The organism is Polyangium sorediatum (assembly GCF_029946465.1).
GTDB lineage: Bacteria > Myxococcota_A > Polyangia > Polyangiales > Polyangiaceae > Polyangium > Polyangium fumosum.
Genome location: NZ_JARZHI010000026.1, coordinates 13,929 through 30,877 on the forward strand (window position 1 = coordinate 13,929; position 16,949 = coordinate 30,877).

The following is a 16,949-nucleotide window of genomic DNA, read 5'->3' on the forward strand; positions in this document are numbered from 1 at the left end:
GCGTCATCGGCGAATGACGCGCGGCGCGCGCGCGGGACCGCGAAACAAAAAATGGATTTGGGCTTTGGCACGGACTAGAACGGCCACCCATGGATAACCAACAGACGGTGAGCACAGCCGGGTCCTTGAGCGTGCCGCCCGCCTCTGTCGAGAAGCACCACAAGTACGAGTTCTTCAAGGTCGTACAGGGCTATCTGGACGAGGCCGCCCGCGTCATCGATTTGCCCGAGTACATCCAGACGATCCTCAGCCAGCCGAAGAACGAGATCATCATCAACTTCCCCGTGAAGATGGATGATGGCTCGATCCGGCTCTTCAAAGGCTACCGGGTCCAGCACAATAACCTGCTCGGCCCGTACAAGGGCGGCATTCGTTATCACGAGGGCGTCTCGCTCGACGACGTGAAGGCGCTCGCGGCGATGATGACCTGGAAGTGCGCGCTGATGAACCTGCCGCTCGGCGGCGGCAAGGGCGGCGTCAAGTTCGACCCGAACAAGGTCTCGCGCGACGAACTCCAGCGGATCACGCGTCGGTTCTTCCACGCGCTCGGCTCGAACATCGGCCCGGATACGGACATCCCGGCGCCGGACGTCGGCACGGACGCGAAGGCCATGGCGTGGGCCATGGACACGTACATGAACACCGTCGGCAGCCTCTTCCGCCAGTCGGTCAAGGGCGTCGTGACGGGCAAGCCGGTCGCCGTCGGCGGCACGCTCGGCCGCGAGAAGGCCACGGGCCAGGGCCTCGTCTACACGATCCAGGAGTGGGCCGAGGAGCGCGACTTCCAGCTCGGCGGCGCGACGCTCATCGTGCAGGGCTTCGGCAACGTCGGCTCGTTCACCTCGCTCATCCTGTCGCGGCTCGGCGCCTCGACGATCGCGGTCGGTGATCACTCGGGGTACCTCTACAATCCCGAGGGCTTCAACCCCCACAAGCTCCAGGACTACGTCAAGAAGAACCGCTCGATCGCGGGGTATCCGGGCGGCAGGACCATCAGCCGCGAGGAGTTCTTCAAGATCAAGGCCGACATCTTCATCCCGGCCGCGCTGGAGAACCAGATCGGCATCGACGAGGCGAAGTCGCTCCAGGTGCGGCTCGTGGCCGAGGGCGCGAACGGCCCCTGCTCGCCCGAGGGCGAGCGGATCCTGATCGATCGCGGCATCGACATCCTGCCCGACGTGCTCGCGAACGCCGGCGGCGTGACCGTCAGCTACTACGAGTGGGTGCAGAACAAGCGCTCGGAGCACTGGACGCTCGAAGAGGTCGACGAGCGCCTGGAGAAGGCAATGCAGCGCGCCTACCGCGAGGTCGTCGAGCTCGCGCGGCAGAAGAAGTGCTCGATGCGCGTCGCGGCCTACGCCGTCGCGCTTCAGCGAATCGCCGCGGCCTACGGCGAGCGCGACATCTTCCCCTGATCCAATCCCGATAGGGCTGGCCGTCTTTGCGGCGCGCAGATCTCGATCCGCGCGCCGCTTTTTTTGGGCCGATCGCTCAGGAAACGACGGCCGGCCGCCCCGACACCGAGATCGCCGTGCCTTTCGTCGCGTGCTTGTACTTCACGTACCCGAGCGCGAGGACACGACCCGCCTCGGGCCCCTTCGCCACGCTCGTCACGGCGCCGATCACCTTGCCGGTGGCGTCCGTGATCTCCGCGGACGCGGGCACCTCGGCGTCGCCCTCGATCGAGATCGGCACGAGCTTCTTCTTCACGTGCCCGCGCATTTGCAGCATGAACACGGCCTCCTGCCCGAGGTAGCAGCCCTTCTGGAACGAGACCGCGAGCGGCTCCAGCGAGGCCTCCTGCGGGTAGTTCTCCTCGGAAAAGTCCTTGCCCCAGCGCCCGAGGCCGATCTCCACGCGGAGCGCCTCCCACGCCGCCTCCTCCGCGAGCCGCGCGGGCGCCGATCCTTTGCGCTCCAAGCGTTCGAGCGCGACATCCACCGCAGCCGGCTCGAACGCGAAGAGCGCCCCGCCCTTGCCCGACGAGTCCACGGAGGCCGCGGCGATCGCGCCGTAGGCGCGCGCGAGCGAGGCGAGATCCTTCGCCCCGGGGCCATGGGCGACGGCCCACGCGACCTCCGCGCTCACGTCTTCGAGCTCGACGTCCTCCATGATCACGTAGTGATCGAAGTGCTCGATCAGCGGCGCGATCCGATCCCGCGGCGCGCCCACGAGGAGGCGGTCGTCGTCGATCAGGATCCGCAGCTCCGCGAGGATCTTGCCGGTCTTGGCGACGGCGAACCCATAGGCGCCCTGGCCCGCCTTCAGCGGCGCGAGGTCGCAGGTGATCATGCCGTTCAGCCAGGTTTGCCGGTCCTTGCCGCGGATCGAGAGCGTCCCGAGCTCGGGGGCGCGGAGGAGGAGCGCGCCTTCGGCGAGGGCGCGGCGCAGGGGGTCGATGTCGGTTTCGCTCATGGGGCTCGGAGGAACATGGGGGTTCGGACGGGAGCGGGGCAAGGCCTCGGGGGCTCTCCGGGCTAGAGCGAGCGAGCGGACCCGTCAAGGACCCCGCGACGGGCGAGCACGGGTGTGATGCTCTTGGCGCGAGGAAGGTGCGTGCGCGATGGAGAGACCGTATCCGGATGGCTTTGACTGCGTCTGGCTGGCTACAGATCGTGATGGGCATGTCGGTGCATTTGTTACGGGAGGGACGGGTCCGATCCCCGTGCAGGCGCTCAATACCGACCCTATGCCCGTGGAGGACATCGAGGAGCAAGTTTGGAAATTGCCCCGTGTCTCCGGCGCCCGGCTCTTGATCACAGTCGTGCGACCTGATGACTTTGTCGCATTCGCAGAGCGGGGCCTGTTTGTCTACGATTGGAGCGATGTCCATCGTACTTCACGAGAGTCGATGCATGCGTACGAACTCATAGCGGCTCCCGGCCATCCCATCACGCTCGACGCATTGCCTGGCGAGCTCTTTGCCTCGTTGGGGGACATCGTCCGGCTGGATCGGGTTGCTTTTGCGGATAGCCCGTGGCTCGACGTTCGTGCGCATGCGAGCTGTCGGGATAGGGAATAGCAATCCGGTCTGACGAGGGTGTCGTCGCCCCCACGCGCTCCGCCCTCGAGCGAGCCAGCGAACCCGTCAAGGGCTTGCCGGAGGTCCCCCCGGCCTCCCCGTTTGCGGTATCTTCCACGATCGTCCCGCCCTCTGCGGACACCACCCCTGGCAAAGGAGCTTCCCCATGCGACGCAAACACGCCTTGATCTTCTTCCCCCTCGCGGCCGTTTCCCTGGCCGGCGCGATCGCCGTCGGCTGCGGAGGCGGCGAGTCCCCCGGCACGCCCGGCGGAACGGGGAGCGGCGGCGCGCCCGACGGTGGGAACGCCGGCGGCGGGGGCGAGGGCGGGGACGGGGGGTTTTTCGTTGGCTCCGGTGGCTCTGGCGGCGCGGGGGGCGTGGGCGGCGCGGGGGGCAGCGGGGGTGATTGTGACGGCGGGCCTTGTGGCCCGGTGTGCGGCAATGGGGTCATCGAGCCGGGGGAGGTCTGCGACGACGGCAACGTGGACGCGGGGGACGGCTGCTCGAACGATTGCACCGCGATCGAGAAGGATTACGCGTGCCCGATGCCGGGCATGGCTTGCGTGAGCACGGTCGTCTGCGGCGACGGCAAGGTCACGGGCGCCGAGACGTGCGACGACACGAACGCGGCGCCGGGCGACGGCTGCGACGCGCTTTGCCAGGTCGAGCTCGGCTGGCAATGCCCCTTCATCGGCGCGGCTTGCCAGGCGGCCGCGTGCGGCGACAGCATCATCGCGGGCCAGGAGGAGTGCGAGGACGGCAACGCCGTGGCCGGCGACGGCTGCGACGCGAATTGCCAGCTCGAAATCGGATGGGTTTGCCCGCCTGGCATGCCCTGCAAGGCCACCGTCTGCGGCGACGCCATCGTCGAGGGCAAGGAGCCCTGCGACGACGGCAACAACAACATGGGTGACGGCTGCACGCCGTTCTGCCAGCGCGAGCCCGACTGCACGATGGGCGCGTGCAAGTCGACCTGCGGCGACGGCCTCAAGCTCCCGGGCGACAACGAGCAATGCGAGGACGGCAATAGCGCGGACGGTGATGGCTGCTCCTCGACCTGCCAGATCGAGCCGGGTTTTTCCTGCCAGGACGTCGCGCAAAACGCGGGCAACACGCTGGAGATCCCGATCGTCCTGCGTGACTTCAAGATCGCGCACCCCGATTTCGAGAACTTCAGCGGCAACGACCTCGGGATCGTGCAGTCGATGCTCGGCCCGGACGGCAAGCCCGTCTACGCGGGCAACCCGACGACGCCGACCACCTCGGGCAAGGCGAACTTCGATCAATGGTACCGCGACGTCGCGGGCGTGAATTACACGGTCCTGCAGAAGCTCACGCTGACGCAATTGCCGTCGGGCGCGTACCGGTTCGACGACTCGACGTTCTTCCCGTTGAACGGCATCGCCTTCGGCAACGAGGGGAACGCGAACAACTTCCATTTCACGAGCGAGGTCCGGTACTGGTTCGAGTACAAGGGCAACGAGCAGCTCGATTTCACGGGCGACGACGACGTGTGGGTCTTCGTGAACAAGCGCCTCGCGGTGAACCTCGGCGGCGTGCACGGGGCGCAGACGGGCGGCGTCTTGCTCAACGCGGCGAAGGCGGCGGAGCTCGGCCTCGAGCTCGGCAAGATCTACGAGACCGTCGTGCTCCAGGCCGAGCGGCACACGTCGCAATCGAACTACCGTCTCACGCTCTCCAATTTCGTGAACACGAAATCGACCTGCCAGAGCGTCTGCGGCGACGGCGTCCTCACCCCGAACGAGGCCTGCGACGACGGCACGAACGACGGCAGCTACGGCTCGTGTACCCCCGATTGCAAGAAGGGCCCGTATTGTGGCGACGGCATCTTGCAGCCGGAGGGCAACGAGGAGTGCGATGACGGCGTCAATTTGACCCCGTACGGCAATGGGTGCGCGCCGGGCTGCAAGATGGGCGCGTCCTGCGGCGACGGCCAGATCGACAGCCTCTTCGGCGAGCTCTGTGACGACGGCACGAACGACGGCGGCTACGGCGAATGCGCCGCGGGCTGCACGCTCGGGCCGCGCTGCGGCGACGGCATCGTGCAGGCGGGCTTCGAGTCGTGCGACGACGGCAACAAGACGCCCGGCGACGGCTGCGATCAGAAATGCGTGATGGAATCGCCCAAGTGAAACCCGGCCCGCGGGCGCGGGCAATCGTGGCCGCGATCGTGCCCCACGGAACCGCGCCCGCTCGCATTCGTCGGTGACAGCAGGTCCCCGCCGCTCCCTCCTTCTTGAACCGCCGCGCGGGACCAGGGTACGATGGTGTTCGCGTGAACACCCTCTCACGAGCGGAGTTGCCGGAAGGCGCGATCTTCCACGGTCACTACCAGATCGTGCGTTCCGTCAACGCCGGGGCGATGGGCGCGGTGTACGAGGTCGTCGACCTCAAGACGCGGCGGCGGCGCGCGCTCAAGGTGATGCTGCCGAGCATCATCCAGAACGCCGAGATGCGCGAGCGGTTCAAGCTCGAAGCCACGATCACCGCGGACATCGTGAGCGAGCACCTCGTCGAGACCTTCGACGCCGGCGTGGATCCCGACACGGGCGCGCCGTTCCTCACGATGGAGCTGCTCCAGGGCGACGACCTCGCGACGCTCCTCCAGGAGCGCCGCCGGTTCGCGCCGGCGGAGATCGTGGCGCTGCTCTTTCAGGTCGCGCGCGCGCTCGACAAAACCCACGCGGCGGGCATCGTCCACCGCGATCTCAAGCCCGAGAACCTCTTCGTCACGCACCGCGACGACGGCTCGCCGCGCGTGAAGGTCCTCGATTTCGGGATCGCGAAGATCGTCGCGCAAAGCGAAGCCGCCGACCGACAAACCCGAAACCTCGGCACGCCGCCCTATATGTCGCCCGAGCAGATCACGGGGGACGGGACGATCGGCCCGCGCTCCGACCTGTATGCGCTCGGGCACATCGCGTATGCACTCCTCGTGGGGCAGCCTTACTGGGGGGAGGAGGCGAAGACCTGCGAGACCGTTTATTCGTTCCTGATGACCATGATGCAGGGCGCGAAGGAGCCGCCGACGCAGCGCGCGAAGCGATATGGCGTCACCTTGCCCGAGGCGTTCGACGCGTGGTTTGCCCGGGCCACCGACATCGTGCCCGCGGTGAGGTTCGAGAGCGCATCGGAGCAGATCGCCGCGCTCGCGGCGTCCCTCGGCGTGGCGCTGCCGGCGCCCGCGCCCTCCGAGGTGCTCCGTTCCCCGGCCCTCGTCGCGGCGCCCGGAATCCCGACCGGGCCCGCCTCGGACAAACAGACCTCGAAGGCCCCTTGGATGGCCATCGTGGTCGCATTCGTGGCCTTGCTCCTCGGCGCCTCGCTCGTCGTCCTCGTCGCGCGGCGTCCGGCGCAGGAGGAAACCAAAACCGCGAATGCAGCCCCGGCCGCGAGCGCGAACGTGGCGCCCCCCGAGCGTCCGCCGTCCCCGCAGGCGCCGCTGACGACCCCCGAGGCGGTCACGGCCGCGGTCACGGCCACGGCGTCGGCGCTCCCGACCCCGCCGGCTGCTAGCGCTCCGGCCTCGCCTCGCGGAAAAGCTCCGTCGCACAGCGCTCCGTCCAAGCCAGCCAGCAAGTCATCCCTTTATGATCAGCTCAAGACCCTCTAGCAGCCTGTGGACTTATCGTCGCGAGCGCCCCGAAGCTAGGGCGACGGAGCGAGGAATCCAGAAGGATTTCGAGCGATGTCGACCGACGATTCGGGGCGCGCAGCAGATAAGTCCACAGGCTGCTAGGCATACCCGGCGCGCCGCCTGGCTCGGCCTTTTCGTGGCGGCCGCGTGGCCGGCTTCCGCGGCCGCGGCCGAGACCGCCGTGCCGGATCCCGCGGCGCTGGCGCTCTTCGAGAGCGCGCGGGAGCTCGTGGAGAAGGGCGACTGGGCCGCCGGCTGCGCCAAATTCGAGGCGAGCTTGATGGTGTATGCGGCGCCGAGCACGATGCTCAACCTCGCGAAGTGTTACGAGCACGAGGGCAAGCTCGCCAAGGCGTGGTCGGCCTACAAGCGGTCGCTCGTGCTCAACCAGGAGACGCCGGGCGCCGAGCGGAAAAGCGCGCTCGAGACGATCGCGAAGGAAGGCATCACCCAGATCGAGCCGAAGCTGCCCCGCGTAAAACTCACCGTCGTGAACCCGCCCCCCGGCCTTTACATCACGCGCAATGGCCAGGAGGTGCCCGCGGCCATGCTCGGGAGCGTCATCCCCGTGGATCCGGGCCCGCAGACGATCGCCGTGCAGGCGCCGGGCTTCCGTGCGATCCGAACCTCGTTCACCGCGGCCGAGGGCAGGACGGAGCAGCTCTCCATCAAGCTCGAACCAGAACGCAGCGATGGGGCCTCCCAGGGCGGCGGGCGCATCCCGGTCTGGGCGTGGGTCGCGGCGGGCGGGGGCGTCGCGCTCGGCGTCGCGGCGGCCGGGTTCCGTATCGATCAGGCGCGCGTCGAGGGGAAACAGGAGGCGCTCTGCGAGGGCGACCTGGAGAACGGTTGTCCGCCGCTCTCGCAATACAATCCGGCGGAGGACAATGCTCGCAAGAAGCGGGATTTCGCGCTCTTCGTGGGCCTCGGCGCCGGGGGCGTGGTCGCGCTCGGCGCGGCGGTGACGGGGTTCGTCCTCGGGCAGAAGTCACCCTCGCGGGGAGCTTCGGCAGGCCCCGTGGTCGTCCCGTGGATCGGACCGAACATCGCAGGTGCTGCCATCGGGAGTCGATTTCAATGAAACCTTTCGTCGTTCTGAGCGCGTCGACCCTCTTCCTCGCGGCTTGCCTCACGCCCGACGCCCGTCCGTCGCCCGAGCGCGACGCGGGCGCGGGCGGCATGGGTGGGCAGGGCGGCACGTCGAGCGCGGGCGGCGGCGGAGCCGGCGGAGCCGGCGGGACCGGCGGCGCGGCGAAGGGGGATTACCTCTGGGGGCAGGCGTTCGGGGCGCTCTTTTTGCAGCGCGCCGTGGCGATGGCCCTCGATCCGATGGACGACTCCATCTTCGTCACGGGGAACTACGAGTACGGCTTTTCGTTCACGGGCATGACAGACATCCCGCACGGGGGAGCCACCGACATCTTCCTCGCCAAATTCAAGCCAGAGGACGGCACGTACGTATCGCGGGTGGATTTCCAGGGCGATTATGCTCATCAATACGTGACGGGCATCGCGGTGGGCGCCGACCGACACGTTCACCTGACCGGATATTTCGATGGGGACCTCTTCCCGGGCGCCTACAAGCTCCAGAACGGGGGCCAGAGCGACGTGTTCGTCGCGAAGCTCGACCCCGACGGCATGTTCGCCTGGACCCGGAAATACGGGGACGGCACCACGCAGCCCAAGCTCGGGACCACGATCGCCGTCAATTCGAAGGGCGAGACCATCATCGCCGGGTATTTCGAGGGCTCGCTCGAATTCGTTCCGAACCAGCCGGTGATCGCGACGAACCGGGACATCTTCCTCGCCAAGCTCGACAAGGACGGCACGCCGGTCTGGAGCAAGCGCCTCGGAAATGGAAACCCGGGGGGCGTGCCGAACCACCTCCTCTGCCGTATCGTGGTCGATCACCTGGACAACATCGTCCTGGCGACGGCGTTCTCGGGCTCGATGAGCCTCGGCATGCCGCTGACCGACGTGGGGAGCGTGGGCAACCGCGCCATTCTCCTCGCCAAGCTCGACCCGGAGGGCACGCCGATCTGGCAGCATGTCTTCGGCGCCGCGAACGCCGAGCAACGCAGCCGCGCCCTCGCCATCGATGCCCAGAACAACATCCTGCTCACCGGCGACATGACCGGCACCGTCAACTTCGGCGGCGAGCCGCTCTCGACCCTGGCGAACGACGACGCCGACCTCTTCGTCGCGAAATTCGATCCTGAGGGCAAGCACCTCTGGAGCCTCCGCGCCGGCAGCACGCACACGCAGGAGGGGAGGGCCATCGCCGTCGACGAACACGACAACGTGATCGTCACCGGCAGCTATCAAGGATTCCTCCAGTTCACCGGGGACGACGCGCTCGGCAACAGCGAGCTCGGCGCCGGGAATTACGACCTCTTCGCGCTCAAGCTCGATCCGAACGGCAAATACCTTTGGGCCAAACGATTCGGGAACACCTCCCACCAGATCGCCGAGAGCATGGCCATCGACCGCGAGGGCAACACGATCTTCGCGGGCTTTTTCGACGGGTCGATGAACCTGCCCGATAAGGTCATCACCTCGAAGGGATCCGACGATATCTTCGTCCTGAAGCTCTCGCCGTAGGTCCCCAGACCGCTCCCCACGCCCTCGCTCCCCGCGTCGAGGTCCCCGCGTCGAGGTCCCCCCTCCCCCCACGTCCCTCCCCTCCTCCGGAAACCGATCCCCCGCGGGGGATCACGTTCCGGACCGGGGGGCTGTACGATCGGACACGGGGGATCACTTGCCGGACCGGGGGGATCACTTGCCGGACCGGGGGGATCACTTCTCCGGACCGGGGGATTGTACGATCGGATACGGGGATCAAGTCCCGGGAGGGGGGGATCGACGTCCGGGAGCAGGGGACCCACGGCCGGGCCCTCCTTCCGCCCTCATTCCGGGACATCCACCCCGATCGGATCCCCCTCTCCCACCTTCATCCACACCGCGCTCTGCTCGCCCTCGTAACACACGTCACCTTCGTGCCGGAACTCGAAGGCATAACGCACGAAATGCTTCGTCGCGCCCCGCCGCGCGCGCACCTCGCGGCACGTCGCCAGGATCGGCGCGCCCGGCGGCACGAGCTTGCGGAAGACCACCTGGTAGAGGTGCGTCCCGTATCCAATCCAGCCCGCGGCGTGGCGCATTCCGTGGAGGTAATACGAATGGATGAACCCCAGCATCCCCGAGGCGTGCACCATCGTCGCGCCCGCCACGTGCCGCGGGTGGCGCACCGGGTGCACGCGCTGCGAGGTCGTGAACGGCAGCGGCTTGTCCGTGGGCATCTGGCAGACGACGCGTTTCCCGTCGGGGTCGAGCTCGACGATCGCGTCGAAGAGCAGGACCTCCGGGTCGTAGGGCAGGTCGGCGAGGAACGCGTCGTCGAAGGGCTGAAGGGGCATGCCGCGTGGTAGCAAGGCCCCTCCCCGCGCGTCAACGCGGCTCGCGCCCCGGGCCCTCGGGCCGCATCCGCTCCCGCATCCGCCGCTCGAGCTCGGGGCTCATCGGCTGCGCCCGCCCTGCCGCCGCGGGCACGAGCGACACCCAGTTGCCGAGCAGCGTCGTCGCGGCCTGCGCCTCGTCCGGGGAGAGCTCCCCGTCCTCGTTCGCGTCCGCGGCCGCGAACGCCGCGCGCGCCGGCACCAGCACGGCGGCCTCGAACTCGCGCACGTCGAGCGTGCCGTTCCCGTCCCTGTCGGCCTTCTCGAACGCGGACGTCGCCATCCGCGCGGCGAACGCGGCGGCCCCCTCGTGGAGCTCGCGGCGCGAGATCGTCCCGTCGCCGTCCGCATCCACGGCGCCGAAGAGAGCGTCGACCGCACGCTCGGTCGCCTCGTGCGCCTGCGCGGCCGAGATCGACGCGCCCCAGGTCACCCCGATCCGGGCCTCCAGCGCGTCGATCGACTCGCCGGACATCTGCCCCGTCAGCGCGCCGAGCACCCGCGACAGCGCGGGCATCGACGCCGACGCCTCTCGCGCCTCGTCGGCCGACACCACGCCGTCGCCGTCCGCGTCGGCCCGGAAAAACACGGCGCCGACGAGCATGTTGAGCTGCGCCGTCGCCTCTTGCCGCTCGATCCTCCCATTCTGATCCGCGTCGAGCCCGAAAAAGGCGCGATCGAGGAGGACGCTGCCCTCCTCGCCGGGCCCCTGGGCGCCTGCCACGCTCGCCGCCGTGATCGTCGCGAGCGCGACGATCCCTTGCGTGATCCTCCGTGCTGCCATGGTTCCCTCTCTGGTCGATTCGTCGAATGATTCGACGGGACAAACAGGCGGGGGAGCCGACGCGAGGCGCGCCGCTCCCCCGGGTTCGAACGGAAACACTGCGGAGCCACGGGCCCTTGCCCTATTGCTTCTGTTGCGGATGCTCCTGCTTCGGCTGCGGCGCCGGTTGTTGTTGCTGGGCCGGCCGGATCACGACATCGAGCCGTACCTGATCCCCTTCTTTGTAGTTCTGGAGGGACGCGGGCGGGAAGTTGAACTCGAGCTGGCCTCGCTCGGTCTCCACCTTGAGTTCGCCCTTTTCCTTGTTGATGTCGACGATGCGGCCCGTCATCTGATGGCGCCCGATCCCGGCCTCCGCCATCTTCTGGGCGGCCTGCTGCTTGGCTTGCTCCTTGCGCTGCTGCATCTGCTGATGCTGCGGCTGCTGCGGCTGCTGCGCGGCGCCTTGTTGCGGCTGTTGCTGCGCGCCTTCCTCGGCCATCACGGCGCCGGCGCTCACCACGAGCGCGGCCGCGGCCATCAGACCAAAGAGCTTCTTCATGGCTTTTGTCTCCTCCGACCCATGGATGCTCGGGAAGCCGGGGCATGACGAGCCTGGTTCCCCCCCGAGGTCCTGGTGGGCCTCCGCCCTCACCGCCTCGCAACGGTGGTGCCGTCCGGAACCGAGACGGATCGCGGACGCTCGCTTCTTCTCCGGTATGCCCGTCTGCGCAGACTGGGAACGCTCCTTTCCACCTCCGCCCGTTCGGTGCGCCACCCTAGAGACCGTTTGACGGGCCGGGGTTGTCGGCGTAAGCCCACGACATGTCCGGCGCACCTCGTCGCTGGCCCTCGGCCCTCGCGCTCGTCGCATCGCTGATCGGGCTCGTCTTTGGCGGCCTCTCGACGCTCGATTACTCGAAGCACCTCGACCGCCAGGTCCACGATATCCACTGCTCGTTCGTCCCCGGGCTCGCCGCAGGCGGGGCGGGTGAGAACGCGTGCCGCGCGGCCATGTACAGCCCGTACTCCGCGCTCTTCCGCGACCGGTACTGGGGCGGCATCCCGATCTCGCTCTTCGCCGTCGGGGCCTTCGCGTTCTTCGCGTCCTACGCGCTCTACCTCCTGCTCGCCGGGCCCCGGGCCCCGCGCCGCGCCGCCCAGTTCTTCGGCGCCGTGAGCCTCACGCCCCTGCTCGTCTCGGCGCTGATGTTCGCGATCTCGGCGCTCAAGCTCGGGCAGTACTGCAAGACGTGCGTCGGGATTTACATCTCGTCCGTCCTGCTCGCCGTGAGCGGAATCTTCCTCCTGCTCGACGCGCGGTCGAAGGGCGCGCCCGCTCCGGCGGCGGACAAACCGGAGGGCGCTGCGGAAGGCGCGGGCGCCGGGCGGCCCGTGGGCTCGCTCTGGCTCGTGCCCGGCTGGCTCCTCGCGCTCGGGATCTTCACGATCACGCCGACCTTGATCTACCTGAGCGCGCTGCCGAGCTACGCGTCGTACATCACGGGCTGCGGCAAGCTCGCGAAGCCCACCGAGCCGAACAACGCGCTGCTCCGGCACACGCCGGCCGGCGCGAAGCAGCCGGCGACGCTCTTCGTCGATCCGCTCTGCCCGACGTGCAAGGCGTTCCACAAGCGCCTGGAGGCCGACGGGATCTTCGAGCGCCTCGACACGACGCTCGTGTTGTTCCCGCTCGACAACGAGTGCAACTGGATGCTCGACCGCCCGCTGCACCCAGGCGCCTGCCTGGTCTCGAAGGCCGTGCTCTGCGGGGAGAACCGCGCGGTCGACGTGCTCGAATGGGCCTACGACAACCAGGAGCGGCTGCTCGAAGGCGCGAAGTCGCCGGCGGGGCTCGCCACCGTGCGCTCGGCGATCCGGGAAAAATGGTCGAACCTCGACGCGTGCATCGATTCAAAAGACACGAAGCTTCGGCTCGATCGAATGCTCCGCCACATCGTGAACAACCAGCTGCAGGTCAGCACGCCGCAGCTCTTCCTCGGCGATACGCGGCTCTGTGACGAGGACAGCGACATCGGCCTCGCCTACAGCATCCGCAAGCTCGCGCCGGACTTGAGGTTGCCATGAAATACGCAGGAATCGTCGGAATCGTGGCCGGGTGCACGCTGCTCGCGGGGTCCGCCTTTGCGGTGCACGCGGAGGTGAAGTCCTCGGCGGAGCGGCTGAAGACGGGAATCGCGGAGTCGGTGAAGCCCGCGGTGGCGATCGCGAACGACGCGGAGGCCCCCTATTGCACGCCGAAATTCAAGGAAGTGCTGGCGCGCGTGATTCACGCATGCGGGCTCGAAGGCGGGGCCGCGCGACGCGGCTGCCAGCCGGCCGACGTGAAGACGCTGGCCTCGATCAGCGACGACGATTTCAACGCGCTCTTCACGCCGCTGAAGGATCGCGGGGGCGTCGTGATGTACGACGACGGCTCGGAGAAGCTCGACGACGACGGCAAGAAGATGCTGGAGGAGCTCTGGGTCGAGCGGAAGGGCGCGCGATATTTCTTCATCGTGGCCCGCGCCTCGAAGACGGGCACGCCGGACTTCAACCGGTCGCTCTCGCACAAGCGCGCGAACAGCGCGTTTTTCCACGTCGGCGACAAGTTCAAGGAGCCCGATCTCGACAAGCAGGTGGGCCTGCTCTGGCTCGGCAACGAGTTCGCCCAGCTCGGCAAGGAATACTGCGAATGGAATGTCTCGCGGAAAGGCAAGCCCTGCGCCGCGGAGGCGATCAACCGGAGCGCGTTCGTATCATGGGTCGACTGTCAATTGTGATGGGGGCTCCGGCCAGCCCTGCGGGCCGCCCTCTGCCCCCAAACCCCCGCGCCTTGCTCGCTGCGTGCGTATGCTCGCTGGCCCTCGCGGCTTGCGAAAACGGCGGGACGGTCAAGCCGGAGCCGCCGGTGACAGGCCGCAGCAATGCGGTCACGGCCGGCAGCAACGCAGCCGCGACGACCCCCGCCTCGGCGACGCCCTCCGCGAAGCCGAGCGCCGCGCCCGCCGCGCCCCGCAAGCTCTGCGCCGATACGACGGCGCGCCAGGCGCCCAAGGGCGCCCTGAAGACCGCCGCGGCCCCGGGCGCGACAGCCCTGCCCGCGAGCATTTCGTTCGGCGTGGGCAAATGGGTCTGGGTGAACCTGTGGGCGGCCTGGTGTGGGCCGTGCAAAGAAGAAATGCCCCGGCTCCAGAACTTCCAGAGCCGCCTGCGCAACGCCGGGGTGATGATCGACCTCGCGTTCGTCTCGCTCGACGACGACGAACGGCAGCTCTCGCGGTTCCTCGAAGCCCAACCCGAGGCCGGGGTGCGCGCGTCCTACTGGCTTCCCGAGGGCGGCGGGCGCGACACCTGGATCGGGACCCTCGGGGTCAAGGACGCGGGCAACCTCCCCGTCCACGCCCTCATCGCGCCCAGCGGGCAGCTCGCCTGCCTCATCCAGGGGGCCGTCGAGGAGACGGACTACCAAGCGATCGCCGACATCGTCAGCGCGAAGCGATGACGCGCGGCGCCCTTCGCGGTAGAAGCTAGCCCGCCCATGTCGGAGCCCGAAAAGAACCGCGATCCCTTCCAGCTCTGCGGAATCACCATCGAGGGCAAGTACCGCGTCACCCAGGTGATCGGCGACGGCGGCTTCGGCGTCGTCTACCGCGGCGAGCACATCGGCTTCGGCGAGAGCATCGCGATCAAGTGCTTGAAGCTGCCCGCAGAGCTCGGCGAGAAGCAACGCGCCCAGTTCCTCGAACAGCTCCGCGAAGAAGGGCGGCTGCTCCACCGGCTCTCGCGCGTCACCTCGGGGATCGTGCAGGCGCTCGACGTCGGCGCGTTCGTCACGCAAAACGGCACGTGGGTGCCGTACCTCGTGCTCGAGTGGCTCGAAGGCGAGACGCTCGGCGAGCTCATCAAGAACCAGAGCAGCCGCGGCGGCATGAGCACGGCCGACGCCGTGGCCCTGCTCGAACCCGCGGCGCGCGCGCTCGCCGTGGCGCACGCGCAGAAGATCGCGCACCGCGACGTCAAGCCCGCGAACCTCTTCGTCACGGACGTCGGCGGCAAGCGCACCGTGAAGGTGCTCGACTTCGGCATCGCGAAGGTGCTCACCGAGCACGCGAGCTTCACCGAGGCGCTCGCCGCGACGCGGCAAGGGCCGACCGCGTTCACGCCGCGCTACGGCGCGCCCGAGCAGTTCAACAAGCAGCGCGGCGCGACGGGCCCGTGGACCGACGTGTTCGCCCTGGCGCTGATCTTCGTGGAGCTCGTGAGCGCGCGCAAAGCGCTCGAAGGCGACGATCCGACGGAGCTCTACATCATCGCGGCGGACCCGAGCCTGCGGCCGACGCCACGCGCGCGCGGCGCGAACGTGAGCGAGGCCGTCGAGCGCGTGATCGAGCGCGCGCTCAGCGTGGAGCCGAAGCACCGCTTCCCCGACGCAGGCGCGTTCTGGGACGCGCTCGTCGCCGCCGCGGCCGAGGGCGGGGCCCGCGTCTCGACGGACAAACACGCGGCGTCGATCCCGCCGACGATCCAGGAGTCTGCCGCGGATGGCCTGCTCTCGACGGCCGAGTTCGCCGAGAAGAAGCAGCTCGGCGTGGCCACGGAGCAGAACCGCGCGACGGGGAACCTCCGCGACAGCGCGGCGTTCGGCGTGACCGAGGCGGCGCCGACGATCGCGCAGCCGGGCGCGAGGCCGGCGGGCCCCGTGACGACGCGGGATCGGGATCCGATGGCGGAGACGCCGCTCGGCGAGCGCCTGCCGCAGCCCTCGCAGACGGGGCCGAAGCAGCCGCCCGCGAACGCGACCCCGCTGCCGCAGCCGAAGGACAGCATCGAGAAGACCGGGCTCGAATCGACGGCGACAGCCGAGGGGAAAGGCAAGCCGGTCTGGCCGTGGCTGCTCGGCGCGTTGCTCGTGGGCGGCGGGGCGCTCGGCTACACGCTGCTCACGATGGGCTCGCCCAAGGGCAAACCCCCGCAAAAGCCCGTGGCGAGCGCGACGGCGTCCGTGAAGGGCTCGCCCTCGGGCGGACCCAGCACCACGCTGCCGACGGCCCTCGCGAGCGCCAGCACGAGCGCGAGCGCGTCGGCGATGCCCTCGGCGTCCGCGGCCGCGCCGTTCGTGCCGCCGCGGGACATGGTCCTCGTCGCGCCAGGCTCGGCCAAGCTCGGCGAGGGCCCGGATCAGCGGCAGGTGACGCTCTCAAAGGGGTTTTACCTCGACGCGATGGAGGTCACGACGGGGCAGTACCGCGCTTGCGTCACGGCCGGGAAATGCCCGTCGGCCAAGCAGGTCGTCCTGCCGGCGGAGAGCGCCGCGAAGCTCATGGCGTCGGCCGACGCGGAAGAAGATCCCGAGGCGAAGGCCTCGCCCGAGGAGTTCGCCCAGGCGTGGACGCCGAAGTGCAACGACACGCGTGACGCCATGGATCACCCGATCAACTGCGTCACGCACGCGGCCGCGGAGACCTATTGCGCGTTCCGCGGCCGCCGTTTGCCCACGGAGGCCGAGTGGGAGCTCGCCGCGCGGGGCACGGCCGGGCGCGCCTTCCCCTGGGGCGACAATGCGCCCACGTGCAACCGCGCCTGTTTCGATCGCAACGGCAAGTGCGTCGAGGGCAGCGAGGGCGTGGGGACGTGCCCGTCGGGCGGGAGGCCCCTCGATCGCACGCCCGACGCGCTCTTCGATCTCGGCGGCAACGTGGCCGAGTGGGTCGCGGACGGCTACGCCGCGCCCCCGCCTTCGGGCACCGATCCCAAGGGCCCGACGAGCGTGCCTTTGCGGGTCGTCCGCGGCGGGAGCTTCCTCGACCCGGCGAGCCGCGTCCGCGCGAGCTTCCGCCTCGGCATCGTCCCGAGCGCGGCGCACGTGACGATCGGCTTCCGCTGCGCGCTCGACGCGCCGGACGAGCCTGCGCCGACGCCCTGATCCGCCCACGCCGCGGGTCGTTTCGTCCGTCTGTGGAAGCTCGTTTGCCCGGTGCGTCCGCGTGCTCCGTACCCGCCCGCGCGTGGGGTAAAACGTTGACATAGACGTAAAATTTGGCGAGGT

General features: G+C 68.9%; 13 protein-coding genes. 9 read left to right on the forward strand and 4 right to left on the reverse strand.

The genetic code is table 11. From position 1 onward, the window contains the following. Nucleotides 1-89: 89 nt before the first annotated feature. Entirely contained in the window at nucleotides 90-1,415 is a 1,326-nt protein-coding gene (locus tag QHF89_RS26425; RefSeq protein WP_136967760.1) for a Glu/Leu/Phe/Val family dehydrogenase, read from the forward strand. Between the two features lie 76 nt (nucleotides 1,416-1,491). Here QHF89_RS26425 and ygfZ read toward each other — a convergent pair whose 3' ends face one another. Continuing rightward, nucleotides 1,492-2,415, reverse strand: a complete 924-nt coding sequence (ygfZ, locus tag QHF89_RS26430) for a CAF17-like 4Fe-4S cluster assembly/insertion protein YgfZ (protein WP_136932460.1) — start codon at nucleotides 2,413-2,415, stop codon at nucleotides 1,492-1,494. Between the two features lie 773 nt (nucleotides 2,416-3,188). Between ygfZ and QHF89_RS26435 the strand changes: the two genes are divergently transcribed. The 4 genes from QHF89_RS26435 (at nucleotide 3,189) to QHF89_RS26450 (ending at nucleotide 9,283) form a co-directional block, all read left to right on the forward strand. After that, the gene (locus QHF89_RS26435) at nucleotides 3,189-5,177 is read left to right on the forward strand and encodes a DUF4215 domain-containing protein (RefSeq protein WP_284720958.1); all 1,989 of its coding nucleotides are present in this window, start codon (nucleotides 3,189-3,191) and stop codon (nucleotides 5,175-5,177) included. 143 nt (nucleotides 5,178-5,320) lie between these two features. Then, nucleotides 5,321-6,658, forward strand: a complete 1,338-nt coding sequence (locus QHF89_RS26440; protein WP_136967759.1) for a serine/threonine protein kinase — start codon at nucleotides 5,321-5,323, stop codon at nucleotides 6,656-6,658. A 160-nt stretch (nucleotides 6,659-6,818) separates the two neighbouring features. Beyond that, nucleotides 6,819-7,763 (forward strand): hypothetical protein, encoded by a 945-nt coding sequence (locus QHF89_RS26445; RefSeq protein ID WP_136967758.1) that lies wholly within the window; start codon nucleotides 6,819-6,821, stop codon nucleotides 7,761-7,763. Beyond that, the gene (locus QHF89_RS26450; protein WP_136967757.1) at nucleotides 7,760-9,283 is read left to right on the forward strand and encodes an NHL repeat-containing protein; all 1,524 of its coding nucleotides are present in this window, start codon (nucleotides 7,760-7,762) and stop codon (nucleotides 9,281-9,283) included. Before QHF89_RS26445 ends, QHF89_RS26450 begins: the two co-directional genes overlap by 4 nt. Before the next feature lie 305 nt (nucleotides 9,284-9,588). On the opposite strand, the gene QHF89_RS26455 is transcribed toward QHF89_RS26450, so the two are convergent. The 3 genes from QHF89_RS26455 to QHF89_RS26465 form a co-directional block, all read right to left on the reverse strand. Then, complete coding sequence (locus tag QHF89_RS26455; RefSeq protein ID WP_136967756.1) at nucleotides 9,589-10,098, reverse strand: hypothetical protein; 510 nt, start codon at nucleotides 10,096-10,098, stop codon at nucleotides 9,589-9,591. Nucleotides 10,099-10,129: 31 nt separating this feature from the next. Then, entirely contained in the window at nucleotides 10,130-10,921 is a 792-nt protein-coding gene (locus tag QHF89_RS26460) for an EF-hand domain-containing protein (protein WP_136967755.1), read from the reverse strand. Nucleotides 10,922-11,042: 121 nt separating this feature from the next. Continuing rightward, nucleotides 11,043-11,462 (reverse strand): hypothetical protein, encoded by a 420-nt coding sequence (locus QHF89_RS26465; protein WP_136967754.1) that lies wholly within the window; start codon nucleotides 11,460-11,462, stop codon nucleotides 11,043-11,045. 263 nt (nucleotides 11,463-11,725) lie between these two features. Between QHF89_RS26465 and QHF89_RS26470 the strand changes: the two genes are divergently transcribed. The 4 genes from QHF89_RS26470 to QHF89_RS26485 are packed head-to-tail and all read left to right on the forward strand — an operon-like array spanning nucleotide 11,726 to nucleotide 16,826. After that, nucleotides 11,726-12,988: a vitamin K epoxide reductase/DsbA family protein gene (locus QHF89_RS26470; protein WP_136967753.1), complete on the forward strand. Its 1,263-nt coding sequence runs from the start codon at nucleotides 11,726-11,728 to the stop codon at nucleotides 12,986-12,988. Next, the gene (locus tag QHF89_RS26475) at nucleotides 12,985-13,683 is read left to right on the forward strand and encodes an OmpA family protein (RefSeq protein WP_136932469.1); all 699 of its coding nucleotides are present in this window, start codon (nucleotides 12,985-12,987) and stop codon (nucleotides 13,681-13,683) included. The genes QHF89_RS26470 and QHF89_RS26475 overlap by 4 nt, the downstream gene beginning before the upstream one ends. Before the next feature lie 53 nt (nucleotides 13,684-13,736). Then, nucleotides 13,737-14,405 (forward strand): TlpA family protein disulfide reductase, encoded by a 669-nt coding sequence (locus QHF89_RS26480; protein WP_232379799.1) that lies wholly within the window; start codon nucleotides 13,737-13,739, stop codon nucleotides 14,403-14,405. Between the two features lie 36 nt (nucleotides 14,406-14,441). Continuing rightward, on the forward strand, nucleotides 14,442-16,826 hold the full coding sequence (locus tag QHF89_RS26485) for an SUMF1/EgtB/PvdO family nonheme iron enzyme (protein ID WP_136967751.1): 2,385 nt from the start codon (nucleotides 14,442-14,444) through the stop codon (nucleotides 16,824-16,826). The last annotated feature ends 123 nt before the right edge of the window (nucleotides 16,827-16,949 follow it).

What these genes read in the sequence shown, in the direction of transcription:
- QHF89_RS26455 (WP_136967756.1), bottom strand. Translation starts at nt 10,098, where the DNA reads ATGCCCCTTCAGCCCTTCGACGACGCGTTCCTCGCCGACCTGCCCTAC.
- QHF89_RS26450 (WP_136967757.1), top strand. Translation starts at nt 7,760, where the DNA reads ATGAAACCTTTCGTCGTTCTGAGCGCGTCGACCCTCTTCCTCGCGGCT.
- QHF89_RS26465 (WP_136967754.1), bottom strand. Translation starts at nt 11,462, where the DNA reads ATGAAGAAGCTCTTTGGTCTGATGGCCGCGGCCGCGCTCGTGGTGAGC.
- QHF89_RS26475 (WP_136932469.1), top strand. Translation starts at nt 12,985, where the DNA reads ATGAAATACGCAGGAATCGTCGGAATCGTGGCCGGGTGCACGCTGCTC.
- QHF89_RS26470 (WP_136967753.1), top strand. Translation starts at nt 11,726, where the DNA reads ATGTCCGGCGCACCTCGTCGCTGGCCCTCGGCCCTCGCGCTCGTCGCA.
- QHF89_RS26485 (WP_136967751.1), top strand. Translation starts at nt 14,442, where the DNA reads ATGTCGGAGCCCGAAAAGAACCGCGATCCCTTCCAGCTCTGCGGAATC.
- QHF89_RS26425 (WP_136967760.1), top strand. Translation starts at nt 90, where the DNA reads ATGGATAACCAACAGACGGTGAGCACAGCCGGGTCCTTGAGCGTGCCG.
- ygfZ (WP_136932460.1), bottom strand. Translation starts at nt 2,415, where the DNA reads ATGAGCGAAACCGACATCGACCCCCTGCGCCGCGCCCTCGCCGAAGGC.
- QHF89_RS26460 (WP_136967755.1), bottom strand. Translation starts at nt 10,921, where the DNA reads ATGGCAGCACGGAGGATCACGCAAGGGATCGTCGCGCTCGCGACGATC.
- QHF89_RS26435 (WP_284720958.1), top strand. Translation starts at nt 3,189, where the DNA reads ATGCGACGCAAACACGCCTTGATCTTCTTCCCCCTCGCGGCCGTTTCC.